Genomic DNA, 24,971 nt, shown 5'->3' on the forward strand with positions numbered 1-24,971 from the left:
TCCAGTGCTCCGAGCCGAAGGATCTGAGATGAGCGATTCCACTTCTGTCAAAGGCACCACGGTGGTGATCACCGGTGCCTCCAGTGGTTTCGGCCGCGGTGTGGCGCTGGAACTCGCCCGTCAGGGCGCGAATGTCGTGCTGGCGGCGCGCCGTCAGCACGTCCTCGATGAACTGGCCGCTGAAATCGACCGGACGGGTGGCACCGCGCTGGTGGTGCCCACTGACGTGAGCGACGCCAACCAGATCGCCAACCTCGCCGCGGTGACGATGGAACGGTTCGGCAACATCGACGTCTGGATCAACAACGTCGGAGTGGGAGCGCTCGGACTGTTCTGGGACATTCCCATCGAGGATCACGCCCGTCTCGTGGACGTGAACCTCAAGGGACTGATCTACGGCGCCCACGCCGCGTTGCGGCACTTTCGCGCACAGGGCAAGGGCACGCTGATCAATATCGGCTCGGTCGACAGCGAAGTTCCCCTGGCCCTGCAAAACACCTACGCCGCGACCAAGGCGGCGGTGCTGAGCCTGGGACGTTCGCTGACCGAAGAACTGCGACTGGCCGGCGACACCGACATCAAGGTCGGCACCATCATGCCGTGGGCGGTCGACACACCGTGGTGGACCCATGCGGCGAACTACACCGGTCACGCGCCGCGGATGGCGGCGATGGACGACCCGCAGATCGTGGTGGACGCCATCGTCAAAGCCTGCACCGACCCCAAGGAACAGCAACCCGTCGGCGCAAAAGCGCACGCCGCCAACATCTCCCACAACCTCTTCCCGGGTCTCACCGAGCGGCTGTCCGCCAAGACGGCTCAGTCAGAAGCCGAGAAAGCGGCCCCCCTTCCGCCCACCACCGGATCCATCTACGAACCGATGGCCGAAGGCACCACGGTGGGCGGCGGCATCCGGGAGCGGATGCAGGCCGAGGACAACGACGATTGACTTCGCCCGGTGTCGCTGAGCCGCGTCAGTGCCCGGAGAACTCGTCCATCGAGTTGTATACACCGACCCGGCGCAAGTAGAAGTCGCGCAGCCGGATCGGCAACACCGCGGTGAGTACCTTGTTCATCTTCGACGTCCACGGCATGACGACGAACGGGTCACCGGCGAGCATCGCCGTCCACGTGCGCGCTACCACGTCCTCCTGCTCGAGCATCGGGGTGAACAGGATGCCCTTGGCACCGTCGAACATTCCGGTGTTGATGTAGGTCGGGCAGACCGTGGTGACCTTGACCTGGTCGAAGCCCGCCTGTTCCAGCTCCAGGCGCACGGAGTCGGAGAAGCCGATCGCCGCCCACTTGGAGGCGGAATACGCGGCCATCCGGGGGATGGCGTTGAGCCCGGCCGACGAGGCGATGTTGACGATGCGGCATTGCCCCGTGGACTCGATCATCGCGGGCAGGAATTCGCGGGTCACCAACATCGGGCCGATGGAGTTGACTTCCATGGTCAGCGTGAAGTCTTTCGGCTCGTTCTCCCAGAAGTAGCCGTTGCCGCGCACGATGCCGGCGTTGTTGAACAGCACGTCGATCCGGCCGACCTCGCTGCGGGTCCGCTCGGCGGCCTCGGCCACCTTCTCCTGCGAGGTGACGTCGACGGTTTCGTAATGAACCGTGCCGCCAGCTGCTTCCAACTCGGCTGCAGTGTCCTTGAGCGCGGCTTCGTTGGCATCCCACAGCACCACCGCGGAAGCACCTTCCTGCACGGCCTGGGTGGCAAACAGCTTGCCCAGGCCCATGGCGGCCCCCGTGACCAGGACGTTGGTTCCCTTGACCGATTCCATAGCTTTGCTCCTCCTGTGGGGGCGTCGACGATTCTCCGGCACATATACCCGTTCCATGACCAATACCGTCCAATCGCGTCCAGGGATAGAGCTCCGGCCAGATTCGCCGGCCTCGAACACGGGTAAGTCCCCGAAGTGGCTGTCGGGAACCTGGTCCGGAAGGGCCGTGTGTAGGCCGCATGCCTGAAGGCGACACCGTGTACGCCCTGGCCCGCCGCCTCGACGCAGCCCTGGTCGATCGCGTCCTGACCCACGGCGAACTACGCGTGCCGTCCCATGCCACGGCGGACCTGGTCGGGCGAACGGTGCAGGCGCACGTCACACACGGCAAGCACCTACTGACCCGGCTGTCCGGCGACCTCACCCTGCACACCCACCTGAAGATGTCCGGCTCGTGGACCATCTCCCTGGCCGGTCGCCGGCTGCCGTCGGCGGTGATGCCCGATGTCCGGGTGGTGCTGCGCACGGACGGCCCCGCGGCCTACGGCATCCGGCTGCCGGTGGTCGAACTGCTGCGCACCAGGGACGAGACGTGCGTGGTCGGTCACCTCGGCCCCGACCCGCTACGTGCGGACTGGGATCCCGCCGAGGCGACTCGGCGACTCACCGCTGATCCCGGTCGGCCCCTGGTCGCCGCGCTACTCGACCAGCGGTGTGTTGCCGGGTTCGGCAACCTGTGGGCCAACGAACTGTGCTTCCTGCGCGGGCACAACCCGTGGACGCCGATCGGGGCGGTCGACGTCCCCGCGTTGCTGGAGGTGGGTTCGCGCGCATTGCGCCATTCGGCGACCTTCCCCGGTGCGATGCAGGTGACGACCGGCCGCCGGGGTAAGGGTGGGCAGCACTGGGTGGCCGGACGCGCGGGCCGGCCGTGCCTGCGCTGCGGCACCGAGGTGCAGGTGGTCGCCGAGGTGCCCAACGACCCGGAACGGCGTCGGACCTGGTGGTGTCCGAACTGCCAACCAGGCCCGGCACGTTAGTGTGCTTTGGTCGGCTTCCGTGAACAAGCCGACAGAAAAGTTGGGCATTTCATGACGACAGCAGAGGCGTCGGCGATCGAGGCACGAGTCGGCCACTACTACCGGATGGACAACACCTACCTGGTCGGCCGCGAGAAAGTGCGCGAATACGCACGCGCGGTGCAGGACTACCACCCCGCGCACTGGGACGTGGCTGCCGCGGGCGCGCTGGGCTATTCAGACCTGGTGGCGCCGCTGACGTTCACCTCGGTCCCGGGTATGGCGTGCAATCGCCGCATGTTCGAAACCGTGGTCGTCGGCTACGACACGTACGTGCAGACCGAAGAAGTCTTCGAGCAGCATCGGCCAATTGTGGCCGGCGACGAACTGCACGTCGACGTCGAGCTGACGGCGGTGCGCAAAGTCGCCGGCAGGGAGCTGATCACGGTCACCAACACCTTCACCGACCAGTCCGGCGAGCGGGTGCACACCCTGCACACCACGGTGGTGGGGGTGACCACCGAAGAGGTCGATCCGGCCATCAAAGCCGCTGTGCAGAACGCCATGATGCACGACGTGAAAGTGCTGGTGAGCGAGGAATCCGACACCGACTACCGCAAGACCGTGCGTCCCGACGGCGAGTTCCGCATCGCCGACGGGGGCAACCGGATGCCCGGCACACCGTCCTTCGACGACGTGCAGGTGGGTGATGAGCTACCGCTGCACAACGCGCACCTGTCCCGCGGTGACGTGGTGAATTATTCCGGCGTCGCCGGCGACGCGAACCCGATCCACTGGGACGAGAACCTGGCCAGGCTCGCCGGGCTGCCCGACGTCATCGCCCACGGCATGCTCACCATGGGTCTGGGTGCCGGCTACGCCTCCGCGTGGACGGGCGACCCCGGTGCGGTGACCCGATTCGCGGTCCGGTTGTCGGCGCCCGCTATCGTCTCTGCGATCGAGGGCGCCGACATCGAATTCAGCGGTCGGATCAAATCGCTGGACCCGGCGACCCGGTCCGGTGTTGTCCTGGTCGGCGCCAAATCTGCAGGCAAGAAGATCTTCGGGTTGGCGACGCTCAACGTGCGGTTCCGCTGACCTCACCCATTTCGAAGGGCCGCGGCGACAACGGGTTTCGCCCAGCGAGGGGTCGCAGCCAGATCGGGTGGTCCCACGATGCGACCTCGGTCCACGTGCAGCACCAGCCGCAGAAGTGGGGTGTGGCCGGTTGCGGGATCAGCATCCGCCGAGTTGTCGTACACCCGCAGCTCGGTCAGTACCGGCAGCACGTGCACCAGATTGAGCAGGCTGTGCCGGTAGCGGCGGCGGATCGCAGCTTCCGGGATATCGTGACCGCCGGCTCGGACCCGGTGCCGCACCCGCTCGATGTGGGCTTCGGCGCTTTCCAGCCCCACGTAGAAGACCCGAACCTCGATTCCCTCAGCGGCGGCCCGGGAAATCAGAGCCGGCATGGTGTTGCCGCCGAGGGTGGTCTCGAAGGTGAAATCGAGTCGTTCAGTTATCGCCCGTTCCAACAGTTTTCGGCCCTGCTGCCACGCCGCGGCGTTCGACTCGGTTTGGTCCCAGCTCGGATTGGACCGCCGTAGCGCACGGGCCGCCTCATCGGGGTTGTAGTACTCACCCCCGGCGGCGCGGATCGCGGCACCGCCGATGCTGCTTTTGCCGGCGCCGTTGACGCCCGCCAGAACATACAGTCGCGGCGCGACAGGTGCTTTGCGAGCCACGGGCCGGCCGGGCTACCGCCGTTTCGCGGGCTTGGCCGCCGCCACCGCCGCGGTGCCGAGCTCTTCGGGGGTGGCGTTGAACGCCGCTGCCACACCCGCTTTGGCCTGCGGCGTCTGCATCGCCGCCAGCAGCTCGTCGAACTGGCCACCGAGCGCGTTCAGGTCCGGGGTGACCGAGTTGACCAATGCTTCGAACTCTGCGAACGCCACCAGCACCGCTCTGGGAGTGTTGTGTTTGGTGATCACGACCGCGCCGTCCACTGCGGCCTGTTCGAAGACCGAGCCGAACTCATTCTTGAGCCGGCTGGCAGCCACCGTCGGCACATCGACCAGCCGGCCCTCGCGGTTGCGGAACGTGACGGTGGACATTGCGCCTCCTCTGCCGAGTTTGTGACTCTTGACCCTGATTCTAACCGAATTGTCTATTTTGGCTAAAAAAGCTCATTCGTCGGCCACCGCGGTCATCGGTCCGGGGTGACGACGACGGTCAGGTCATTTCCGTTGCGCTCCACGCACATACCCGCCCGGCGGGCGACGGCAGCTACCGCGGCCGCGTTGTCGGGCTCGGCGCGGCTGGCGGCCAGCGCGCGCGCCAACCGGCCCTTGTGGGCCTTGTTGAAATGGGAGACGACGGTGCGGCGACCGTCAGGGTGCTCGTTCAGTACCTCCACGCGGACCGCAGTCGGTGTCCTGCCCAGCGCTGCATAGGATCCGGAACGCAGATCCACGATCAGGTGTTCGCCGGCCAGTTCGGCAAGCAGCGGCTCCAGCAGGGGCCGCCACCGGGCGGCCAGCGTGGGTTTCGCGGGCAGTTTCGACGTCGCCGAAAGCCGGTAGGTGGGCACCTGATCGTCGGCGCGAAGCAGCCCGAACAACGCCGAGCCGATGGCCAGCCGGGCATGCGCGCGCGCTGCTTGGGCGCCGTTGAGCGAGTCGATATCCAAGGCGTCGTACAGGACGCCGGTGTAGCGGCGGATGGCCGGCAGCGTCGGCGCCGTACGCAGGGTGGCGTTGTGCGCGATCGCGGCGTCCTGTCCAGATGAGATCGCCAGTGCCGCTCTGCATGCCGCTGGGTCGGATGCGAGGTCGACGAGTTCGCCGATCAGCGCAGAACGCAGCTGGTTGAGACCAGGATTGCTGAGTTGTTCGAGGTGCAGTGGGGTTGGGGTGCCACCGTCCCGTTTGGTTTCCGACGGCGGCAGCAGCACGATCACGGGAGCCGACTCTAGGCCGTCGACCGCGGCTCGCGCGACACGTCCCAGGTGCGTCAGCGGGACCCATCGGTCGAGGTGCGAAACTGATCCGATGGATCCCGTTGTCATCCACACCGACGGAGGTTGCCGCCCCAATCCCGGCCCCGGCGGTTGGGGAGCGGTGCTGCGGCAACGACAGCACGTCCGCGAGATGTGTGGCGGTGAGCCCGGTCCGACAAGCAATAACCGGATGGAGTTGACCGCGCCGATCATGGCGCTCGAAGCCCTGACCAGACCCGTGCTGGTGCACCTCTACACCGACAGCACCTACGTCCGCAACGGCATCACCAAGTGGGTGCTCGGCTGGGAGCGCAACGGCTGGCAGACCGCGGCAAAGCAGCCGGTGAAGAATGTCGACCTGTGGCGCCGGCTCCAGATCGCTTGTGCCAGACATCAAGTCGAATGGTTCTGGGTGAAGGGCCACTCCGGCGTCGCGGACAACGAATTGGCTGACGTGTTGGCGACCCGGGGGTTGCGGGAAGCGGTCGCGGCGTCGGCGTGACGCATTCCCCGGGCCGAGGCTCCCCGATTACCGGGCAGCCGTCGACACGTCCGGGGCGCTGGTTTGTACTGCCGCCTGGCGGTATTCGCGCATTTCGGCGCGCACTGCTTCATCGAGTGCCCGGTCCAGGCTGGCCTGGGCGGAACGTCGTGCCACCCGCCGCATGACATCGATAATGTCTGCGGCCCAGGCCAATTCGGCATCGTTGGTGGGATACCAGCCGCTGCCGCGTTGCCGGACGATTTCGGTGTGTCCGTGCCGTGCCAGCGCACGCGCCGCGTCGTCGAGTTTCTTGTCCACCGCCCCGGACGTCGTCAAGATGGCGGCCAGCGGCATACCGCGAGACATCAGGGTCGCAAAGTCGTTGATGATCCGGCGGTCCGGCACCAGGTAGCCGTCACCGGAAGGTTCGATCACCCCGCTGCTGCACAGCCGGCGAAGCGTCTTTGCGTCCAGGGGACCGAGCTTGTCCTGCAACTGCTCCAACGACATGACCCGCGACTCCGGGTGTGACCACGGCGAGGTCACCAACTCGCCCAGGTCCGCGAGGTCCAGCACCTCGACCAGCTCCTGACCGCTCTGCAGACCGGTCACGAATTTCAGGATGTGCTTGACGGTGAAGCCTTCTTTGAGCAGTCGGGTGACCGCCTGCAGCTGGCTGAGGTGCCGGTCGGTGTAGATCGACACCCGGCCGCGCCGCTGGGGACGAGCCAGCAGGCCGTTCTCCTGGTAGACCCGCACGTTGCGGGTGGTGGTACCCGCTTCGCGCGCAAGGTCGTCGATGCGGTACTCGGTCACCGGGGGAGCCTATCCGGTGAGAACCGGATCGGCGGTGTTCAGTGCTGCGGTGATCTTGTAATCCTGCAGATCCAGTGCCTTCAGTTGTTTCACGTACTGGGTGGCAAAGCCGGGATACATGGTGGCGTTGAAGCCGTCCTCGGTCAGGTACCAGCTCTGGCAGCCGGAGTTCCAGGTGGTGGCTTGCAGGCGCCGCTGGATGTCCTCGTTGTACCGGTCCTGCACCTCGGGCCGGACGTCGAGCGACTTCCAACCGAATTCCAGCAGCTTGAAAATCGCCGCGACGATGTAGTCGATCTGGGCCTCCATGTACACCAGCGCCGAGCTGTGGCCCGGTCCGGAGTTCGGCCCGAAGGTGAAAAACAGGTTGGGATAACCGGATACGGCAACGCTGCGATAGGCGTATGCACCTTTGCTCCACTCCGAGGCCAGTTCCCTGCCCTCGATCCCGGTGACCGGGATCGGCGATCCGGTCGTGGACACGTCGAAGCCGGTAGCGAACACGATGGCGTCGAAGTGATGCTCGATGCCCTCGACCGTCCGAATTCCCTTGGGCGACAACCGGGCAATCGGCCAGGTCACCAGTTTGCAGTTCTCGGCTTGCAGCGCCGGATAGTAGTCACTGGTCATCAGCAGCCGTTTGCAACCGGCCGAGAAGTCCGGCTGCAGCTGGCGCCGCATCCACGGATCCCGTACCTGCACCCGCAGATTGGCCCGGCTCACGGCCTCCACCACCCGGGTGAACGGGGTATCCCACACCACGCCGAGCGCTACCGACTCGTGTCCCCAGTACCAGGCGGACCGGACCAGCTTGCCGGCCAGCGGCAGTTCCTTATGGACACGTTTGATCCACCCGCTGACCTCGCCGTTGAACTTCGGCAGCACCCACCCCGGCGTGCGTTGGAACACCTTGACCGATTCGGCGACCTTGACCAATTCCGGGATGATCTGCACGGCGCTGGCGCCGGTACCGATCACCGCGACCTTTTTACCGGTGAAGTCGTAGTCGTGATCCCAACGGGCGCTGTGGATTTTGCGTCCCGCATACGTGTCGATGCCTGGCAGGTTGGGCAAGCTCGCGTTCGACAGCGGGCCCGAGGCAACGATGACGGTGCGGGCGCGGACCGGTTCACGGTCGGCAAAACTGAGCGTCCACTGTCCCTGCGCCTCGTCGTAGACGACGCCGGTGACGTTGTGCGCGAAGCGGATGTGCGGTGCGATGCCGCGGGATTCGACCATGCCGTCGATGTACTGCAGGATCTCGGCACTGCCCGAATAGGTGCGCGACCAGTCCGGGTTCGGCGCGAAACTGTAGGAATACAAGCGAGACGGGATGTCGCACGCCGCACCGGGATACGTGTTGTCTCGCCAGGTGCCTCCCACCCGGGTATCCCGCTCGAAGATCGCAAAGTCGGTGATGCCGCGGTCTTTGAGGCGGATTGCGGCGCCGATGCCGGCGAACCCGGCACCGATGATTGCTACGGAAATCATGTCGTGGGGCTCCATCAGGCGACTGGTTCGTAGGTGAGTTCCTGCGACCAGGTGGGTGTGCGGTGCACCAGGGGCATCGGGATGACACTGGTGACCTTGACCAACGAATCGGCGAACCAGTGGTACTTGGAGGTGCGGTCGATCACCTTCTTGCCGTGCCAGGCGACAAGCCGATACATCGGCAGCTTGCGGGCGAAAGCGCTTCGCTCACCGACACTTTGGAATCGGCGTACCGCTGCGTTCAGGCGTTGTTCGTTGACGCCCATCGCAACGATGTTGTCGCGCATCTTGTTCAGCAGCGCGAAATAGCTGAAGATGCCGACCAGGATCTGGGGGTTGAGCCAGCCTGCGGCGGTGTCGATGAGCATCTTGCGCATGGTGGCGTGTCCCAGCAGATCGATCACCTCGAAGTCGACTGCCAAATGCCGGGACTCGTCCGAGTTGATCCGTTGAAACACCTCTTGGGCCACCGGGTCCTTGATCTCGTCGGTGATGAACTTGATCAGGGCCCCGTCCAGCGCCACCTCGAGCATCGGAATCACCGTGCCGAGAAAGGGCAGTTTCAGATCGTCGGCGTGCTTGTCCAGGAAGTTGATGATCAACTGCACGTTGACATTCGGCGCCGGGATCTCGTCGTCATCGAGCATCCCCCACCGACGCATCAGCGCGAGTTCGGCGTTGGCGTGCTTCTGCTCTTCGGCATGGAAATGCTGGTAGATGCTCTTCAGCGTCGGGTTGGGTGCCTTCTTGGCTAACGCGGCGAAACCACGGGCACCGACGTTCTCGATCCACATCAGGTCACTCATGAACGGCTTGAGCTTGGCCCACAACTCCGGATCGATCAGCTCGGCTCCCGGTGCGTCCCAGTCGATATCGACCAGGGCCCACTGCTTGTCTTTGATCTTTTGCAACATGCTGTCCAGATCCATCGCCACGATCAATCAGTCCTTTCGGGGATTCACTCGGAGATCGGCCTGCAGTGCCGAACCGGCCGCGAACAAGGACCGAGCGGCATTCGGACGGGAACCGTCATGTCCCGAGCCCACCACGGACTCTGCCATTTGTCAATGTGCCAACAGCTAATGGCACTATCGCTCGCGGACGGTCTGCGGAAGGGCCTCGTCCGCCGCCGCCGTGCGGATGACGTGCTGGAGCGTGCCTGAATCAGGCGTTGCGGCAACCCCTTTCGGATGCCGGAGAACATTGCGGCCGCGCAGGTTCTGCACGCCTCGTCGCAATCGCCCCCGGGCAGCAACTCTTTGGGCAGGCGGGACCGCCTGCGGCGGGTCGCAGCGCCCGGGCGCGAGGGCAGCGGCCAAGAAGTCGCCGCTGTGCCGCAGCGCGGTCCGCGCTTCGGGAATGGCGCGGAACATGGCAGGGAAGACATGTATTTGTCCCCGCGCGACGTGCAGGCTGACCGCCGCGCCGGCCGCCCCCAGCCGGGCAGCGAACGAACGGGCATCGTCAAGCAGCATTTCGGTGCCGCCGACATGGATCATCGTCGGCGGAAATCCGTCGACGTCGGCATTGAGCACATCCAGCAACTCGTGGCGAGGGTCCGCCTCGCCGATGTAGAACGCGAACGTCGCTCCCACCCGCCGCGCCGGGGCGAAGGCGTCACGTCGGCGGCGATCCCTGCTGACCGCGAGGCCACCGGTCAGATCCAGCGCGGGCGAGAACAACAGCACCGCGGTGGGAGCCGGCAGACCTTGCCGGCGCGCTGCCAGGGTGGTGGCCACGGCCAATTGGCCGCCGGCAGAATCGCCGGCCACCGCCACTGGCCGCCCCGATGCTGTCAACCACCGGTAGGCCCGTACGGCGTCGTCCACCGCGTGCGGGAAGGGGTACAGCGGTGCCTTGCGATATTCGACGGCGAAAACCGGACGGCCGGCCGCGGCGGACAACTCGCCGATCAGCCCGCGATGGGTCCGCGGGGAGCACGCCACGAAGGCGCCGCCGTGAATGTAGAGCACCGCAGGCCCGCCGGGATCGACTCCGGCCGCACAGACCCATTCGCCACGGATCCGGCCGTCCACGCCAGACATGTCGACAGGTTCGATGCGCAGCCCCCGCCGCGGCGCGGACGCCGCCGCCAGGAACACCCGCAGCGTCGCGTCCAGACCGGCCACGCCCATCGGGTTGCCGGGCAGCACGCCGGCCAACGGCCGCATCGTCGAACGGCTGAGCGCAAACAGAGCTCTACTCTGCCGACTCGGCCGATGCACTACATCGTTGTGTTGCATATGTATCGATGTAACATTATCGGTGTGTTTGTTTCAAATCGGGTGGTGCGGCGGTGAGGTACACCGGGCTACTCGCCAAGGCGGTGCAGAAAGTCGGATCGATACCGGCCGAAGGAACCACCGCTGAGCGCATTCTGGACTCCGCGCTGAGCCAGTTCGAGGTGTTCGGCATCAACCGGTCCACGGTGGAGGACATCACCCGTCGCTCCGGGCTGTCGCGGGTCACCCTCTACCGGTATTTCTCCAGCAAGGACGCGATCATCGAGGCGGTCCTGGTTCGCGAACTCGAGACGTTCCTGCGGGAGCTGAACAGTTACGCAGGCCAGCAGTCCACCGTCGAGGACAAGTTCGTCGAAGGGTTCGTCTTCGTCCTCAACACGTTGCGCGAACACACCCTGTTGCAGCGCCTGCTGGCGACCGAGCCCGAAGCGGTACTGCCCTTCCTGACCACTGAGGGGTCCAGCACCATGCAGACGGCGTCGGCGTTCCTGGCCCGCCAACTGTCCTCGGAACTGCCGCACGACGACCGCACGCAACTGGAACTCCTCGAGATCGCCGAAGTGACCGTGCGGATCTGTCTGTCGTTCGTGCTCACGCCCTCCCAGCACATCGCCCTCGGCGACGACGACGCGGCACGCAGCTTCGCCCGCCGCTATCTGTTACCGCCCCTGCTCGGGCTCAGCACCTAGCCCTGGCACCACCCATCCCGCATCAAACCTGTACGAGAATAGGAATTTTCATGGCGCACCGCTCGGCTTGGATGACCGAAGAACTCGACGGACTACGCGACCTGGTCCGTGACTTCCTCGCCAAGGAGGTCACACCCAACGTCGAGAAGTTCATCGACCAACACCACGTCGACCGGGACCTGTGGACCAAGGCCGGAGAGGTCGGCCTGCTGTGCATGTCGATCCCCGAGGAGTACGGCGGGGGCGGCGGAACCTTTGCCCACGAAGCGGTTCTCATCGAGGAACAGGCCCGCATTGCGGACACCTCCTGGGGAGTGAGCCTGCACAACACCATCGTCGCGCATTACCTGCTGGCCTACGGCACCGAAGAGCAGAAGCAGACGTGGCTGCCGCGGATGGCCTCCGGCGAAGTCGTCGGCGCCATCGCGATGACCGAGCCGGGCACCGGATCGGATCTGCAGAACGTCAAGACCCGGGCCATCCGCGACGGGGACGAGTACGTCGTCAACGGCTCGAAAACGTTCATCACCAACGGCTCTCAGGCCGACCTCATCATCACCGTCGTCAAAACCTCGGTCAACGAAGCCGCCAGCGGTATCTCGCTGGTGCTCGTCGAGGGCGACCGGCCCGGGTTCCGCCGCGGTCGCGTGCTGGACAAGATCGGCCAGAAAGGCCAGGACACCTCGGAGTTGTTCTTCGACGACGTGCGCATCCCCACCACCAACCTGCTGGGCGACACCGAAGGGCAGGGCTTCATCCAGCTGATGCAGCAGCTGCCCCAGGAACGCCTCATCATCGCCGTGGGATCGGTTGCTGGAATGGAATCGGCTGTCGCGCAGACCATTGCGTACACCAAGAGCCGACAAGCCTTCGGCAAGCCGATTTTTGGATTCCAGAACACCAAGTTCAAACTCGCCGAAGCTGCCACCGAGACCAAGATCGCGCGCGTCTTCCTCGACGACTGCATCACCAAACACCTACGCGGCGAACTCGACATCCCGACCGTCGCCATGGCCAAGTGGTGGACCACCGAACGAGCCATGAACGTCGCCGACCAGTGCCTGCAGCTGCACGGCGGCTACGGCTACATGACCGAATACCCGATCGCCCGTATGTGGGCGGACAACCGGGTGCAGATGATCTACGCCGGCACGAACGAAATCATGAAAGAGATCATCGCGCGGACGTTGTGAAGCGGCCGGTGCTTCCTACCTGATATTCGCCAGCTTTACGAAACCGCGACCGCGGGAGCCAAGCGGGTGGCAGCGCGACAGGCGTTGCGCTCACGATGGTGTCGTCTCTGGCGGAGTCTACACAGTAGCGGCCAGTGTTAGGTCGACCGCTCCCTACCTGCCGGTGGTATACGCCTGCGGATGCTGTTCGCGGTGTCATCTTGACGCCCCGTCTCGTGCAATCAGGAGGGCATGGTCGTCGCGATATTGGGCGCAATATCCAGCACCAAGAGTGCCGCGGCGACGTGTGTGGGGTTGTCTTCCACTTTGACCACGGAGAGTTCATTAGCACGCGACACCCGGCGCTCGACGGTGTTTCGGTGCGCATAGAGGTTGGCCGCCGCCCGAGTGGTGTTGAAGCCGCACTGCACGTAGGTCAGCAGCGCCAGCCGCAACGCTTCGTCTGCTTCGGCCAACGCGCCGAGAGTCTTGGTGACGAACCGTCGTGCGCTGGCGGGGTCCGTCGTAATGCTGTCGATGAGCTCGACGTCTGCGTACGCCGTAAAGCGCCGGTCGGATCCGAGCCGAACGATCAGCGCCTGAGCCGCGAGGGCGTCCTGGTGGCTGGACCTGAACCCGTCGAGTCCTTTTCCCGGCCTTCCGACGGCCGCTCGAATATCCGCTGCCTTCGCCACGATCTTCTCGACGTGGCGGACGTCAGGTGTCGCGGTCCCGGATAGCCAGATCCAACGCGACGCAGCACTTGCGCGGGCTATCAGGGCGCTTCCCCCCGCCGAAGCGGAACGCACGGCCGCGACCACGTCGTCCAACGCGTCGGCCCGCTGAAGATCGTCGGTCCATACGACGAGTCCCACGTGCGAGCGGGCCAACCGGTACCTCAGCCGCCCTTCCGCGAGGTCCTCGGTCATGGGGGCCCCACTGGCGATCAGCTGTATCAGCGCAATCGCGTCGGCACTCGCATTACCCATCGCGGCCGCAAGGCTGGCCTCACGCAGGGCAGAGACCGAGTCGAGGGCGTACTGCACCAACGACTTCGCCGACACGTCGAGAACCTCCACGAGGAGGTCAGGGTCTGTGCAATGCGACACGCATTCTTCGAGCCATCGGCGCCAGCCGACACCGAGCGCCACCCGCCATCCTCCCGCGAAATCCGGTGCGATGCCGCGGGAAACGAGGTCGCGGATGTACTCCGCTATCCTCGGGCCGATGTAAGGTTCGACCCTTCGCCCCGGTTGCTGGATGTTCGACGTCAGCCACTGGACGAGATCGGAGCGGTTGAGGTGGCGGTCCTCCTCGACCAGCGACGCATCCGGAAGCAGGGCAGGCTCGTACTGCGCCATGAGTGCGGCCCCCGCGATGACCTCAGTCATCGCATCCGTCTCCGTCAAGAGCCGCTGACACAGTGTTCGGATTGCGTCAGCGGCCTCGACGGTGGGCAGGGGCCACAAATCCTCCATACCGACAAGTCTCCCCTGACCGTGCGGGACGAGGCGCTTACACCGACGCCTTTTCCTCGACGCTGACCAGCCCGGCGACCCGTTCTGCGGCCCGCAGGCCAGCGAGAATGGCACCATTCATGGTTCCGGCCCACTCGCCTGCGGTTTCGGTGCCAGCCCAGTAAATCCGCCCGTGCGGGTCGGTGAGGGCGCTGCCGTAGCTCACGGACGCATAGGGAGGCGCGGCGGGGTGCGGTCCACCAGGGGCGAACGCATCTGTGCCCCAGCAGTGGTCGATGTAATCGATGGGGGTCATCGCCTGTGGGCCGTACAAGTCGGCCAGCTGTTGGATCACTCGGCTGCGCCGCATCTCGGGACTGAAGCCGTCGAACACGCGCGGGGAGCAGAACACCATCAGGATTCCGGGTCCACTGTCGTCCGGCGAGACATCGAAGGTGATGAACGCCGTTCCGGTGTCGGTAAGCCCTTCACCCGAAAGCCCGTCAGCCCGCCAGAATGGCTTTTCATAGGCAACGAACGCCTTGCTGAGCGCGCCCATGGGCCAGGTTCTCGTGAGTCCCGCAGCTTTCTCTGGAAGCGCAGGCTGGAACTCGATGTCGGCGCGGTGCGGCGGGGCGACCGTGACGATGGCGTACTTGGCTCTGATTGTTGCCGAGTCGGTCTGGACGGTTGCGCCGTTGTCGTCTTGAGTGATACGGCGAACCGGAGCATCTACGACAATTCGGTCACCGAGCCGCTCGGCGAGCCGCTTGGCGATCTCCTGAGTGGTTTCGGTGATTCGGTCCTGATTGGCCCCGTTCTCGACGTCGAGCATATGGCTGAGCCCCCCTGCGGCGCGGATGTAGCGCAGTACGTGAAGCAGCGAGACGTCTGCCGGGCTGCAGCCCCACTGCACCTTGCTGACAATCGCCATCAGCGCACGAGTACTGGACAGCGCCCTTTTGCGATCGAGCCATTCACCGAACGAGACGGCGTCGAGTTGGACGGCGTCCGGGGACTCCCAGGCGGCATCGACGTTGACGGTCCGTACCAACTTTTCCAGCGCCCGCTGGATGCGGGCCATGTCGACCAAGACTGCCGGGGAGACGGCAGGGATGGTGCCCTTGTACGTGCGACGGCGACCGGCCATCCACAGGACGTTGCGGCCTTCGTTGAACTGACCGGTCGTCGTGCATCCCATTCGCTTGGCGAGGTCGCGGATTGCGGTGTGCCGCGGCGAAACCCACGTTGCCCCGAGGTCCACCTCGACGCCAGCGACCTCACCGGAGAACGATCGACCCCCGACCCGGTCCCGACCTTCGACAACTATGACTGAAAGCCCCATGCTGACCAGGCGCTCTGCTGCACTCAAGCCGGCGAACCCCGCACCGACGATGACGACATCGACAGTCGGGGCGCCGGAACTGCTTTCACGAGATTTCGACATGATTCCCTCCTTGGTTCACGCGGTCTGCATGTTGTGAGACGTATTGGGCGATCGGATCGACGAGGGCCTCGGGAATGTGATGGCCCATCCCGGGAATGACGACATGCTGGGCCGAGCGGATTGCCTGCACGGTGGCTGCGCCGCCACTGGGGTTCACCAAGACGTCGCGATCACCGTTGATGACCACGGTCGGTGCAGTGATCCTGCGCAACTGTTCGGTCCGGTCGCCGGATGCCTGGATCGCCTGAATCTGGCGGGCGATTCCGGCGGCCTGGTCCCCGGCGCACCGATCCCAACCACGCGCTGCGACGGCTGCTTCCGCGGCGTCGTCGATGGGGTACGCCGTTCCGGCGATGTGCCGAGTGATCTGCAGGTGGTTGCGCACGGCTGCAGTTCTGGTCTTGGCCGGCGCAGCGAGGAGCAGTCGCATCGTCGACAGCGCAGGCCGGCCGACTTTGCGCGCGCCGGTGGTCGAGAAAATGGACGTCAGGGACAGCACCCGCTCCGGTTTCGTCGCCGCGATCGTCTGCGCGATCATGCCGCCCATCGATCGTCCGACGAGGTGAATTTGCGCGATCCCGAGATGGTCGAGCAATTCAACACAGTCAGTTGCCATGTCCGCCAGCGTGTAGGCGTCGCTGCGGGGGCGCGCGAACACCCGGCGCCAGATCGAGGGGGGCGGGCTGCTCGCGAACGTGGACTGGCCGATGTCCCGGTTATCCATGCGAAGGACCCGAAAACCCTGGCCGACAAGCGATCCGACGAATGACTCGGTCCAGAAGGTAAGGTCCTCCCCTAGCCCGGCGATGAGCAGGATCGCGGGGTCGGCCTTGTCTCCGGACTCACGGAAGCAGATCGTCACTCCGGATGAGAGGTTTGCGTACCGGTCTGAGTCAGACATAGGCCTGTGCCCTCTCGCTGACGCCGAACTCGAGGTGCTCGTCGGCGACCGGACCGCGCAGCGCCTTGGCGTCCTCCTGGTACGACATCGCCATCCGCCACGGGGCGACCGCGCCCTGCTTCGGTAGGAACTTCGCCCCGCGCTTGGCGTAGCCGGATTGAAGGTCCATCACAGGCCTGCGATCCATTCCGGGCAGCGGAACCGGGACCGCCCGGTCGTAGCCATGGGCATCCATGTGCTTGACGAGGTCGATGAAGTAGCGGCACATCAGGCTCACCTTGAGAGTCCAGGACGACGTCGTGTAGCCAATGGCCATCGCCCAGTTGGGGATTCCGCTCAGAAGCATCCCGCGATAGGCGAAGGAGTCGGCGAGGTCCACCTGCTGCCCGTCGACCACGATCGGCATTCCGTCGAACAGTTGCAGGTTCAGTCCGGTGGCGGTCACGATGATGTCGGCTTCGAGCTCTTCGCCCGACTTCACGACGATTCCGTGCTTGCTGAACCGCACGATGGAGTCAGTGACCACCGAGGCGCTGCCGTCCTTGATCGCGTCGAAGAAGTCGCCGTCGGGCGCTGCACACAGTCGCTGGTCCCATGGGTTGTAGGGCGGGTTGAAGTGCTTGTCGACGTCGAAACCCTCGGGGAGTCGCTTGATGTTCGCGCGGCGAATCAGCTTTCGCCCAGCGTGCGGGAACATCCGAAGCCCCTTGACGATCCCGCGTTCGATCCAGATGTTCTTGAACCGAGTCACGGCGTATCCACGTTTAGCGCCCAGGAGTTTCGTGAGCGCGACCGCGACGCTGTCGACCCGGGGAATCGGCATGATGTAGGTCGGAGTGCGCTGCAGCATCGTCACGTGTTGGGCCGCACCAGCGCCGGTCAACATCGCCGGCACCATCGTGACCGCGGTCGCGCCGCTGCCGATGATGACGACCTTCTTGCCGCGGTAGTCGAGGTTGTCCGGCCAGTGTTGGGGGTGCACCACCAGCCCTTCGAAGTCGTCGCGGCCGGCAAACTCCGGAGCGAACCCCTGGTCGTAGCGGTAGTAACCAGTGGCCGCGAAAACCCACCCAGTGCGGATCGTCTTCGTGGCAGTCCAGCCGGTGACGGGGTCTGTCGCTTCGACGGTGAGCGTCCACTTCGAGTCCGTCGAGGACCATTCGGACTGTGCGACGCGGTGCCGGAACTTGATGAGGCCCGCCAGGTTGTTCTCGTCGACCGTTTCCTGGAGGTACTCCCGGATCAGGTGTGCGTCGGCGATCGCCGACTCGTGGCGCCACGGCTTGAACTCGTACCCGAAGGTGTGCAGGTCGGAGTCGGAGCGGATGCCCGGGTAGCGGAAGAGATCCCATGTGCCGCCGATGTTGTCGCGGCCCTCCAACACGACGAGGGACTTGTCCGGAAGCTCGCGGGTGAAATACGTTGCCGCGCCGATTCCCGAGATTCCCGCTCCGATGATGACGACGTCGAACTCCTCGACCTCGCCCAATACCTCAGTTGTCATGGCTGCCAACTCCTCGTCGTTCTGGTGACTTCGTGACGTCCACAGTGGCTGAGGTATGGCGTTGCTCACTACGACGTTGCGCACCTCCTTTCGTCCGAGCGAGTGCATGGTGCACCGGGAGCGGTACCGGGGTGTCTGACGGGTGCACGGTGCCCTTGGTGCGCCCCTGAACAGGTGCGCAGTGTCGTTGTGACCGCAGTGACCAGCCGGCGACAGTAGAGGCACCTGAATCTTGAAAGGAACCCTGGCAAATGAAGGACATCGCGTTCCTCCTGTCCGATGTGCGGCTGATCGTCGTCGGCTTCTTGTGCGGCTGGAAGTTCCTCCGCAACTACGGCAACTGGCTGCTCGGCCTCGAATGCATGGTCGTCGGTGTATCGGCGACAAACTTCCTCGTTGGCTCGCTGCTCGGCCCCGAAGCCGGCAACGTCCCGTTTTCCGTCGCCTTCTTCCTCGACGCGTTCTCCCGGTCGTTCGGCTTCACACTCGTCCCGGTGTTAGGCCTGATGGTGGTGACCCACCGGTACAAGCCGACCCTGGCGGTCGAGGTCGGCGCGTTCGGGCTCGCCGTTGTGGGCGGACTCGTCCTGGGCGGGCTGGACCACTCGACGCTGCACGTCGGCCCCGCCAGCTTCTTCGTCGTGATGAACCTGCTCACCACGCTGTTCCTCGCGTACTTCGTGACGCGGCTGTGGGGCATCGGCGTCAAGCATCTTGCCGGCTGGGCGGCGTTGGTCACGGCTGCGGGGACCGCGATCGCGGTCACCTACGACTTCTTTCCGCTCCCCTTCGACGACGAACTTCGCACGATCTTCTACACCGCCGCGCTGACGACGTGGGGCGCTCAGGGCTTGGTCTACTACCTCGCCTACCGCGCAATGCACACCCACAACATTTCCGCCGATGCGAAGCCGGATCAGAAAGTGACTGCACTGTCATGAAGATCGGCAGCGTGGAGTACAGCATCTTTACCGGCTCTGACCAACGATCTCATTTCTTCAGTGGGGTTGTCGGAGTATGTGATTGAGAGTCTCGGCGGTCGCCTCGACATCAGCGGAGGGGTGCGCTCGGTGCGGCCGACGACGCCGCTCTGGGTGGATCCACCTGCCATCGCCTGGCCGAACACCGAAAGATCCGGCAGCACAACGTATTCTCGGCGGTGCCGCCACCGGCCAGCCGGAATCCGGCGATCACTTCGTCGAAGATGAGCACAACTCCGTGCCGATCGCACATGCCGGCAGACCACCTGCATCGCACCGACAACCTGTCGGACGGCATCCACGATGCGCGGATCACTGTGCCCGAGAAGTATTGGGCCACAAGTCATCAGGTAGTCGACGTAGCGGTCACCGTCCAAGTCCCAGACGTACGCGCCGCGCACCCGCACGAAAAGCGGGTGGGGCGCATGGCGGCGCGAAGACCGGACCCTACTCCCCCGCCGAGACTGCGACGAGCACGCTCGAAGGCAAGACGCGAACTATTGAACGCCACCGCGCGACTCCCTTGCTTGTTCTTCTGCAGGCTTCCGGCGGGCGGACGAGATGTTCATCAGTATTCGATCACTGAACGAATTCCGACGCCACGCTTCATCTCGTCGAACCCCTCGCTGATGTCTTCCAGGTCGATGACCCGAGTGATGAGTGAGTCGAGATCGATGCGTCTGTGCATGTAGTGCTCGACGAGCATGGGGAAATCGGCGTCGGCCTTGCTGAACCATAGTTCGAGCCGATGAGCGAAAGCTCCTGGCCGGACATGACAAACGGATCGATCGTGACCGTCACGCCGTCCGCCACTTGGCCGGCGACCACGGCAGTGCCGCCGCGGGCCAACACGGCGTAGGCGGCCTCGATGGTCTGCGGCAGCCCGATGGCCTCAATCGCGACTTCCACGCCCCGACCGTCAGTGAAGTGCGCGACCTTCGCCGCCAGATCGTGGCGGGCGCTGTTGATGACCTCAGTGACTCCGAAAATGCTTACGTGGTTGAGCTTTTCGTTGGAGATATCGGCAGCGATGATCTTCTGCGCGCCGACGAGACGAGCACCCTGAATCGCATTCAGCCCGACGCCGCCACAATGCCTGGCTCACCATGTCGCACAAGACGGGCCGGTCGCTGACGCAGTAGCGGCACCGGCGACACGAGGGCGTCCAGGAGAGGACAACATGATCGCCGGGCGCCAGCGTCGTGACTGCCCTCCCCGACGCTCTCGACGATCCCGGCGCCCTCGTGGCTGAGGATCAATGGGGGTGGGCGCGTCCCATTCACCGGCGATCACATGCAGGTCGCTGTGGCACAACCCACTCGCCTGCATCCGCACGAGTACGTCGCCAGGCGGCGGAGTCGAGGGGCCGAAACTTTTTCGATGGTGAGTGGCGCGTTCGCGGTCCGGAACACGGCGGCGTCGAATTCGATGGTCATGACATCTCCTAAACGAGGTTGGATTCCGACCGCAATACGGAGTCCCCGCCCGTCTGGCCGCACTATCGGTCAGAGGTCGAGGTAGTCCGCGAGCTCGCTGTAGTCGACCTGCCAAAGTCCCGGAGAGCCGGTCGGGTATTGCGAGCGGAATCCGATGAGGCTCTGAACGCGGGGCGGGAGTGATCGTGCAAGTTCGCGGTCGACTAGAAACGGGTAAGCCTCCTCGCCTACCAGGAAGCCCGGGTTGAGTGCGAAGCTGACCGCACGGCGGTACTCGTCGGAAGTTCGGTTCGCGCCGCCGCCGTGGGCGGTCTTGCCGCTGAAGAACAGCGCGTCGCCAGCGCTCATCTCGGCTGGAACGGTCTGCTCACGCGTGCCGCGGTCCTCGAAGTCATCCCACTTGTGGCTACCCGGGATTCTTCGAGAAACACCGCATCGGCAAGCGCATGAACGAGGTCGTGATCGATCACTTCGCGGCGGAACGTCTCGCTTCGGCTGACCAGGTTGGTGAGGCGCTTGGTGTTCCGGCCGTGGAACTCAGCGATGATTTCGTTGTCGTGCTTGGAACCGGGATTCAGCTCGTGCAGAGCCGGGTCGATCTCGGTATTGAATCGTGCGACTTGATCCGGTGTGAGAAGTCGTTGAATGATGACGCCGCCATCCTCGCGGACGATCGACAGAATCTCGTCGATCAGAGCGGTACTGGCGATCGTGCGTAATTTCGCGGTGGCAGTTGCAGACATGGCGGCGACATTCCTTGCTGTGGTCGGTGTGATCCGGGGACTCCACAATGGGCGAAGCTCGACCCACGGGACTACAGCATCCCGTCGCAGATTTCGGTGTCAGGGGTGCACATTGCACTACCCCGGGTGACGTATATCCGCTCCCAGTGGACGTGCCGCATCGAGGACGTCAGATGACCATGACCCCGGAACGCGGTCAGCGCATGCCGCCCATCACGACTGATGGCGCCAAACAACTCGATCAGATTGCCGGCTCAGTACTCTGGCGTGCTGGTGGGATCACCGGGCTACAGAGCACCGCACTACCTCGGAACCGTTGTCAGCTCTGAGGATTCGAGCACCCTCGGGCAGGGTCTTTGAATCACTGCTGCCACGGTCACCGCCCCCCGTCGCCAGTCGTCGCGTCTCATTCTCTCGGCTAAGAACGCAACCCGCGGGCACCATCTGCAACTGACCTCGGCTCGGCCCTTACCGCGCCATGTTGGCGAAGCGCGACAAGTGCAGCTGGTGCGCCACGGTCACCGTCCTGGTTGGGCCGTTACGGTGTTTGGCGAGAATGAAATCCGCTTCTCCCCCGCGCGGGTCATCCCGTTCGAATGCATCTGGACGGTTGAGCAATATGACCATGTCCGCATCTTGTTCCAAACTGTTGTGTGCTGTAATACCGTTCACAACGAAATTATGTGTGCCGCTTACTGTTCCGTCGTAAACATCTTGTCCGCCTAGGCTCGTAATTTCCACGACCGCATCCCAGTAGACGTCGCTGGTCGCCAATGCATGAATATTGCGATCCTCGAGTAGTGCCGCCGCGCGGTGCAACCGGGCCCGGCTCGGCGAGTGCCGCCACATGGTCGATCCGCAGAAGTGCGTGCCCATCGCGGTCGCGAACTGACGGTGCGTCATGCGCTTGTCGGACAACGCATTCCGGACCTGCGTCCATACTCCCGCCGGCACTGTGTCTAGGTTGGGATTACGGACTCTCCCGTCGAGGTGCGACAACACCTCTCGCGCCGCCGCTGCCTTTACGCCGTGCACACCGACATGATTCAGGAAACGCACCTGGTTCTGCGCGCCATAGATGTACAGGTGCCACGAGTCGCGGTAGCCCAGCTTTCTCGCGCGCTTGATCCGCGCGTAAACCCCTACCCGCAGCAGCAATTGCGCTACATCGTCGATGAGACGCCGGCTCGTCGACGCGTAATAAAGGCGCCCAATACCCGCCGTCGCATCCCAGCGCACCGAACCGTCCGTCGCCCACAGATGCCGCAGGAACAGCGCCACCTGATCGTTGGGAGCGCGGAAAACCGCTTCGGGAACGAACTTTTCGTAGCTGCGCTTTCCGAACAACCCGAGTCCGTCCAGCCACGCCGCGATCGGGTTGCGCCGCCCGCGCGCCAATCGCTGCGGTGCCGGCAACCGCAGGGTAGTCACTCGTGCCGCCGGATATTCGTCGCGGACGGCCCGCACGCCGAAGTGCGCGGCAGCCACCGTCACTGCGACAAGATTCGCCTCGTCGGTGGATGCATAGCGGATCGGTTGCCGCTTCACGCACGATCCGTCGCCGATCATGTGCGCGAGCAGCATTACCTCGGCATCGTCCATCCGCTGGGTGTCGACGGGTTCCGGCACCCGCCGCGGCGCCGCGATGCGATCACCAATCTTGAGCTTTTCCAACGCTGTCCAGCCTTCAAGCTTCAGGAAGGGGTGGTTGGCGGTGGCCTCGATTTCGCGCCCGGAGGCCAGCCGCAGCCGGAACACTTCCTTATGCCCGCTCGGGAACACGTTGGTCATCGGTCGCGCGACCATGCGGAAACGCTCGTCCAGTGACCAGACCAGCGGCCGTTCCCCGGTGCGCATCAACTCGCCGAACGTGACTTCGGCACCGGTGTCGGCGCGCAGCACTCGCGTCGCAGCGGTGACGCACCCCGACTCACGGAGGTCCGACAGCATGGGTTTCTTGTCGGTGCGCTGCTCGGGACCGCGGTTGAGCTGACTGATCGCGACCACCGGAACCTCGAGTTCCTTCGCCAACAGCTTGAGATGCCTGGAGAACTCGGACACTTCGATCTGACGGGACTCGACCTTCTTGCCGGAGGACATCAGCTGCAGATAGTCGACCACGACGAGTTTCAGGTTGGCTTTCTGCCGTAACCGGCGCGCCTTGGCACGGATCTCCATCATGGTCAGGTTCGGCGAGTCGTCGATGTACAGCGGTGCCTCGCTGATCTCACTCATCCGCCGTGCCAGCCGAGTCCAGTCGTCGTCGGTCATCCGGCCCGAACGCATGTCGGCGAGTTTGATCTTTGCCTCCGCTGACAGCAAACGCATCACAATCTCGGACTTGCTCATTTCCAGCGAGAAGATGACGCTGGCCATCCGGTTCTTGATCGAGCACGACCGCATGAAGTCCAACCCGAGGGTGGAGTTGTGTGTCGGCACCATCCCCTCGCCGGCCAGGTACAGGTGCTCCTCGTTGTCCACCTCGACGCAGCGCACCGCAACGCTGGGCACCCGGCGGACGGACACGATCTGCAACACCGGAGTCATGACCGCCACGTGCCGCCCGAGCAGTCCCGATCCCGCCGGCGCGATGGTGTCCAGGCCGCTGCGCAACTGGGCCGATGCCCGGACGCCATCACGGGTGGGCCACAGGTGCTGCGCATCGGCGACGATCGTTGTGCCGTCAGAAAACTCGATCTCAAAGCACGGCCGACCCAACAAAATCTGAGTCGCTGCCGTCACCTGGGTTGGAAGGCCGTCCGCATCCAGCAGCCAGTCACCGACCGAGACGTCACCCATGGTGGTCCAGCCGTCAGGTGCGGGCAGCGGCGTATCAAGTGCCAGTGCCTTCCCCACCCCCGGCCGCGCCGCCACAATGATCATCTGCCCCGGATGCAGTCCATTGGTGACCTCGTCGAGTTCGGTGAACCCGGTCGGCACACCACGCGAGATACCGCCGTTGGAGGCGATGGCATCGATCTCGTCCATCGTCGGCTGCAACAACTTTTCTAGCGGGACAAAGTCTTCCGAGGTCCGCCGGTCCGCGACATCGTAGATCTCGGCCTGGGCCCGGTCCACGATCTCGGCCACATCAGCGCCGTCGGCACCGGCGTAGCCGTACTGCACCACCCGGGTGCCGGCCTCGACCAGGCGGCGCAGCAGGGCCTTCTCGGCGACGATCCCCGCGTAGTAGCCCGCGTTGGCGGCCGTCGGCACGGTCGAGATCAAGGTGTGCAGATACGGCGCCCCGCCGATGCGGCGCAACAACCCGCGGCGGTCGAGTTCGGCGGCCACGGTCACCGCGTCGGCAGGTTCGCCGCGCCCGTACAGATCCAGGATGGCGTCGTAGACGTTTTGGTGGGCCGGACGGTAGAAGTCGCCGGGCCGCAACCGCTCCAGGACATCGGCGATGGCGTCCTTGCTCAGCAGCATCCCGCCCAGCACCGACTGCTCGGCCGCGAGATCTTGCGGCGGCTGCCGGCCGTAATCTTCGCTGGGTGGCGAAGCATCCATCCCCGGATGCGACAGGTCATCGACGACCGCCACAGGCCGTCACCTCCCTTTGACTACGGCACCGAACATACATTCGATCTCTGACGTTCAGAGCGTAAGTCAAAGCACCGACACCACCCCCTGCTCGACTGGCCTCGACGAACGTAAACGTTGCTGGGTCCCGGTCAAAGCGCACTTGTTCATGAAGCTGTGCATCGCGTGTGCATAGCCGTCGACACCCGTGTTGAGCGGACTGTGGACAACCTGTGTATCGAGATGGCTGAGGACGACATCACCGCTGCTAACCGGCATACACCGCCTGCGGCATGGTGTGGACAACAATCTCGTCGGCGTGTCGGGCCAGGTTAT

Annotated in this window: 25 protein-coding genes and 2 pseudogenes; 7 read left to right on the forward strand and 20 right to left on the reverse strand. The window is 64.6% G+C overall.

All coding sequences use genetic code 11. The features are described from left to right. Positions 1–28 precede the first annotated feature (28 nt). Positions 29–949 carry an SDR family NAD(P)-dependent oxidoreductase gene (locus tag AC5Y6Y_RS12160; RefSeq protein ID WP_473138751.1) on the forward strand — a complete coding sequence of 307 codons (921 nt, stop codon included), beginning with the start codon at positions 29–31 and terminating at the stop codon, positions 947–949. A 25-nt stretch (positions 950–974) separates the two neighbouring features. On the opposite strand, the gene AC5Y6Y_RS12165 is transcribed toward AC5Y6Y_RS12160, so the two are convergent. Beyond that, entirely contained in the window at positions 975–1,790 is an 816-nt protein-coding gene (locus AC5Y6Y_RS12165) for an SDR family oxidoreductase (RefSeq protein ID WP_463826358.1), read from the reverse strand. Positions 1,791–1,969: 179 nt separating this feature from the next. Here AC5Y6Y_RS12165 and AC5Y6Y_RS12170 point away from each other — a divergent pair, with 179 nt between their 5' ends. Next, positions 1,970–2,770 carry a DNA-formamidopyrimidine glycosylase family protein gene (locus AC5Y6Y_RS12170; RefSeq protein ID WP_473138750.1) on the forward strand — a complete coding sequence of 267 codons (801 nt, stop codon included), beginning with the start codon at positions 1,970–1,972 and terminating at the stop codon, positions 2,768–2,770. 51 nt (positions 2,771–2,821) lie between these two features. Then, positions 2,822–3,847, forward strand: a complete 1,026-nt coding sequence (locus tag AC5Y6Y_RS12175) for a fused (3R)-hydroxyacyl-ACP dehydratase subunits HadA/HadB (RefSeq protein WP_473138749.1) — start codon at positions 2,822–2,824, stop codon at positions 3,845–3,847. A 2-nt stretch (positions 3,848–3,849) separates the two neighbouring features. On the opposite strand, the gene AC5Y6Y_RS12180 is transcribed toward AC5Y6Y_RS12175, so the two are convergent. The 3 genes from AC5Y6Y_RS12180 to yaaA form a co-directional block, all read right to left on the reverse strand. Beyond that, positions 3,850–4,494, reverse strand: coding sequence for an ATPase (locus AC5Y6Y_RS12180; RefSeq protein WP_473138748.1), 645 nt, complete (start codon positions 4,492–4,494; stop codon positions 3,850–3,852). A gap of 12 nt (positions 4,495–4,506) precedes the next feature. Further along, complete coding sequence (locus AC5Y6Y_RS12185; RefSeq protein ID WP_463826354.1) at positions 4,507–4,863, reverse strand: type II toxin-antitoxin system prevent-host-death family antitoxin; 357 nt, start codon at positions 4,861–4,863, stop codon at positions 4,507–4,509. 92 nt (positions 4,864–4,955) lie between these two features. Further along, entirely contained in the window at positions 4,956–5,708 is a 753-nt protein-coding gene (gene yaaA / locus AC5Y6Y_RS12190; protein WP_473138747.1) for a peroxide stress protein YaaA, read from the reverse strand. 91 nt (positions 5,709–5,799) lie between these two features. Between yaaA and rnhA the strand changes: the two genes are divergently transcribed. Continuing rightward, positions 5,800–6,249 (forward strand): ribonuclease HI, encoded by a 450-nt coding sequence (rnhA, locus tag AC5Y6Y_RS12195; RefSeq protein WP_463826353.1) that lies wholly within the window; start codon positions 5,800–5,802, stop codon positions 6,247–6,249. 27 nt (positions 6,250–6,276) lie between these two features. Here the strand turns inward: rnhA and AC5Y6Y_RS12200 are convergent, their stop codons facing one another. The 4 genes from AC5Y6Y_RS12200 to AC5Y6Y_RS12215 all read right to left on the reverse strand — a co-directional run bounded on the left by AC5Y6Y_RS12200 (position 6,277) and on the right by AC5Y6Y_RS12215 (position 10,709). Continuing rightward, positions 6,277–7,047, reverse strand: coding sequence for a MerR family transcriptional regulator (locus AC5Y6Y_RS12200; RefSeq protein ID WP_473138746.1), 771 nt, complete (start codon positions 7,045–7,047; stop codon positions 6,277–6,279). Positions 7,048–7,056: 9 nt separating this feature from the next. Next, positions 7,057–8,538 (reverse strand): flavin-containing monooxygenase, encoded by a 1,482-nt coding sequence (locus AC5Y6Y_RS12205; protein ID WP_473138745.1) that lies wholly within the window; start codon positions 8,536–8,538, stop codon positions 7,057–7,059. A gap of 14 nt (positions 8,539–8,552) precedes the next feature. Next, positions 8,553–9,473, reverse strand: a complete 921-nt coding sequence (locus tag AC5Y6Y_RS12210) for a ferritin-like domain-containing protein (protein ID WP_463826350.1) — start codon at positions 9,471–9,473, stop codon at positions 8,553–8,555. A gap of 153 nt (positions 9,474–9,626) precedes the next feature. Beyond that, positions 9,627–10,709, reverse strand: coding sequence for an alpha/beta hydrolase (locus tag AC5Y6Y_RS12215; RefSeq protein ID WP_473138744.1), 1,083 nt, complete (start codon positions 10,707–10,709; stop codon positions 9,627–9,629). A gap of 125 nt (positions 10,710–10,834) precedes the next feature. Here AC5Y6Y_RS12215 and AC5Y6Y_RS12220 point away from each other — a divergent pair, with 125 nt between their 5' ends. Beyond that, entirely contained in the window at positions 10,835–11,470 is a 636-nt protein-coding gene (locus tag AC5Y6Y_RS12220; protein ID WP_463826348.1) for a TetR/AcrR family transcriptional regulator, read from the forward strand. Between the two features lie 50 nt (positions 11,471–11,520). Further along, a complete protein-coding gene (locus AC5Y6Y_RS12225) occupies positions 11,521–12,663 on the forward strand; it encodes an acyl-CoA dehydrogenase family protein (protein ID WP_463826347.1) in 1,143 nt (380 codons plus the stop codon). Positions 12,664–12,884: 221 nt separating this feature from the next. On the opposite strand, the gene AC5Y6Y_RS12230 is transcribed toward AC5Y6Y_RS12225, so the two are convergent. From AC5Y6Y_RS12230 to AC5Y6Y_RS12245, 4 genes are all read right to left on the reverse strand, one after another. Beyond that, positions 12,885–14,033 (reverse strand): PucR family transcriptional regulator, encoded by a 1,149-nt coding sequence (locus AC5Y6Y_RS12230; RefSeq protein WP_473138743.1) that lies wholly within the window; start codon positions 14,031–14,033, stop codon positions 12,885–12,887. Positions 14,034–14,157: 124 nt separating this feature from the next. Beyond that, positions 14,158–15,546: a flavin monoamine oxidase family protein gene (locus AC5Y6Y_RS12235; protein ID WP_473138742.1), complete on the reverse strand. Its 1,389-nt coding sequence runs from the start codon at positions 15,544–15,546 to the stop codon at positions 14,158–14,160. Then, a complete protein-coding gene (locus tag AC5Y6Y_RS12240) occupies positions 15,530–16,447 on the reverse strand; it encodes an alpha/beta fold hydrolase (protein ID WP_473138741.1) in 918 nt (305 codons plus the stop codon). Before AC5Y6Y_RS12240 ends, AC5Y6Y_RS12235 begins: the two co-directional genes overlap by 17 nt. Beyond that, entirely contained in the window at positions 16,440–17,951 is a 1,512-nt protein-coding gene (locus tag AC5Y6Y_RS12245; protein WP_473138740.1) for a flavin-containing monooxygenase, read from the reverse strand. Before AC5Y6Y_RS12245 ends, AC5Y6Y_RS12240 begins: the two co-directional genes overlap by 8 nt. A gap of 251 nt (positions 17,952–18,202) precedes the next feature. Here AC5Y6Y_RS12245 and AC5Y6Y_RS12250 point away from each other — a divergent pair, with 251 nt between their 5' ends. Then, positions 18,203–18,892: a transporter gene (locus tag AC5Y6Y_RS12250; RefSeq protein WP_473138739.1), complete on the forward strand. Its 690-nt coding sequence runs from the start codon at positions 18,203–18,205 to the stop codon at positions 18,890–18,892. Positions 18,893–19,001: 109 nt separating this feature from the next. Here the strand turns inward: AC5Y6Y_RS12250 and AC5Y6Y_RS12255 are convergent, their stop codons facing one another. The 8 genes and pseudogenes from AC5Y6Y_RS12255 to AC5Y6Y_RS12290 all read right to left on the reverse strand — a co-directional run bounded on the left by AC5Y6Y_RS12255 (position 19,002) and on the right by AC5Y6Y_RS12290 (position 24,656). Further along, the gene (locus AC5Y6Y_RS12255; RefSeq protein WP_473138950.1) at positions 19,002–19,184 is read right to left on the reverse strand and encodes a hypothetical protein; all 183 of its coding nucleotides are present in this window, start codon (positions 19,182–19,184) and stop codon (positions 19,002–19,004) included. A 28-nt stretch (positions 19,185–19,212) separates the two neighbouring features. Then, positions 19,213–19,338, reverse strand: a pseudogene (locus AC5Y6Y_RS12260) (aminotransferase class III-fold pyridoxal phosphate-dependent enzyme); the annotation flags it as partial. A 382-nt stretch (positions 19,339–19,720) separates the two neighbouring features. Beyond that, positions 19,721–20,008 (reverse strand): annotated as a pseudogene (locus AC5Y6Y_RS12265) (zinc-binding dehydrogenase); the annotation flags it as partial. Beyond that, a complete protein-coding gene (locus tag AC5Y6Y_RS12270) occupies positions 19,905–20,129 on the reverse strand; it encodes a hypothetical protein (RefSeq protein WP_473138933.1) in 225 nt (74 codons plus the stop codon). The gene AC5Y6Y_RS12270 and the pseudogene AC5Y6Y_RS12265, both read right to left, overlap by 104 nt. Then, the gene (locus tag AC5Y6Y_RS12275; RefSeq protein ID WP_473138737.1) at positions 20,033–20,260 is read right to left on the reverse strand and encodes a hypothetical protein; all 228 of its coding nucleotides are present in this window, start codon (positions 20,258–20,260) and stop codon (positions 20,033–20,035) included. Before AC5Y6Y_RS12275 ends, AC5Y6Y_RS12270 begins: the two co-directional genes overlap by 97 nt. A gap of 176 nt (positions 20,261–20,436) precedes the next feature. Then, positions 20,437–20,715 (reverse strand): phytanoyl-CoA dioxygenase family protein, encoded by a 279-nt coding sequence (locus AC5Y6Y_RS12280; RefSeq protein WP_499930096.1) that lies wholly within the window; start codon positions 20,713–20,715, stop codon positions 20,437–20,439. Further along, complete coding sequence (locus tag AC5Y6Y_RS12285) at positions 20,712–21,110, reverse strand: phytanoyl-CoA dioxygenase family protein (protein ID WP_473138736.1); 399 nt, start codon at positions 21,108–21,110, stop codon at positions 20,712–20,714. The genes AC5Y6Y_RS12280 and AC5Y6Y_RS12285 overlap by 4 nt, the downstream gene beginning before the upstream one ends. 468 nt (positions 21,111–21,578) lie before the next feature. Next, positions 21,579–24,656, reverse strand: a complete 3,078-nt coding sequence (locus AC5Y6Y_RS12290) for a replicative DNA helicase (RefSeq protein ID WP_473138735.1) — start codon at positions 24,654–24,656, stop codon at positions 21,579–21,581. Positions 24,657–24,971 lie beyond the last annotated feature (315 nt).

The sequence above is a fragment of the Mycobacterium sp. NGS24 genome (genome assembly GCF_059813065.1).

Coding starts and splice junctions, on each gene's coding strand:
- AC5Y6Y_RS12165 (WP_463826358.1), bottom strand. CDS start 1,790: ATGGAATCGGTCAAGGGAACCAACGTCCTGGTCACGGGGGCCGCCATG.
- AC5Y6Y_RS12250 (WP_473138739.1), top strand. CDS start 18,203: ATGAAGGACATCGCGTTCCTCCTGTCCGATGTGCGGCTGATCGTCGTC.
- AC5Y6Y_RS12240 (WP_473138741.1), bottom strand. CDS start 16,447: ATGTCTGACTCAGACCGGTACGCAAACCTCTCATCCGGAGTGACGATC.
- AC5Y6Y_RS12230 (WP_473138743.1), bottom strand. CDS start 14,033: ATGACTGAGGTCATCGCGGGGGCCGCACTCATGGCGCAGTACGAGCCT.
- AC5Y6Y_RS12275 (WP_473138737.1), bottom strand. CDS start 20,260: ATGCAGGCGAGTGGGTTGTGCCACAGCGACCTGCATGTGATCGCCGGT.
- AC5Y6Y_RS12215 (WP_473138744.1), bottom strand. CDS start 10,709: ATGCGGCCGTTGGCCGGCGTGCTGCCCGGCAACCCGATGGGCGTGGCC.
- AC5Y6Y_RS12175 (WP_473138749.1), top strand. CDS start 2,822: ATGACGACAGCAGAGGCGTCGGCGATCGAGGCACGAGTCGGCCACTAC.
- rnhA (WP_463826353.1), top strand. CDS start 5,800: ATGGATCCCGTTGTCATCCACACCGACGGAGGTTGCCGCCCCAATCCC.
- AC5Y6Y_RS12205 (WP_473138745.1), bottom strand. CDS start 8,538: ATGATTTCCGTAGCAATCATCGGTGCCGGGTTCGCCGGCATCGGCGCC.
- AC5Y6Y_RS12285 (WP_473138736.1), bottom strand. CDS start 21,110: ATGTCTGCAACTGCCACCGCGAAATTACGCACGATCGCCAGTACCGCT.
- AC5Y6Y_RS12185 (WP_463826354.1), bottom strand. CDS start 4,863: ATGTCCACCGTCACGTTCCGCAACCGCGAGGGCCGGCTGGTCGATGTG.
- AC5Y6Y_RS12170 (WP_473138750.1), top strand. CDS start 1,970: ATGCCTGAAGGCGACACCGTGTACGCCCTGGCCCGCCGCCTCGACGCA.
- AC5Y6Y_RS12280 (WP_499930096.1), bottom strand. CDS start 20,715: ATGAGCGCTGGCGACGCGCTGTTCTTCAGCGGCAAGACCGCCCACGGC.
- AC5Y6Y_RS12235 (WP_473138742.1), bottom strand. CDS start 15,546: ATGTCGAAATCTCGTGAAAGCAGTTCCGGCGCCCCGACTGTCGATGTC.
- AC5Y6Y_RS12225 (WP_463826347.1), top strand. CDS start 11,521: ATGGCGCACCGCTCGGCTTGGATGACCGAAGAACTCGACGGACTACGC.
- AC5Y6Y_RS12245 (WP_473138740.1), bottom strand. CDS start 17,951: ATGACAACTGAGGTATTGGGCGAGGTCGAGGAGTTCGACGTCGTCATC.
- AC5Y6Y_RS12160 (WP_473138751.1), top strand. CDS start 29: ATGAGCGATTCCACTTCTGTCAAAGGCACCACGGTGGTGATCACCGGT.
- AC5Y6Y_RS12255 (WP_473138950.1), bottom strand. CDS start 19,184: ATGTGCGATCGGCACGGAGTTGTGCTCATCTTCGACGAAGTGATCGCC.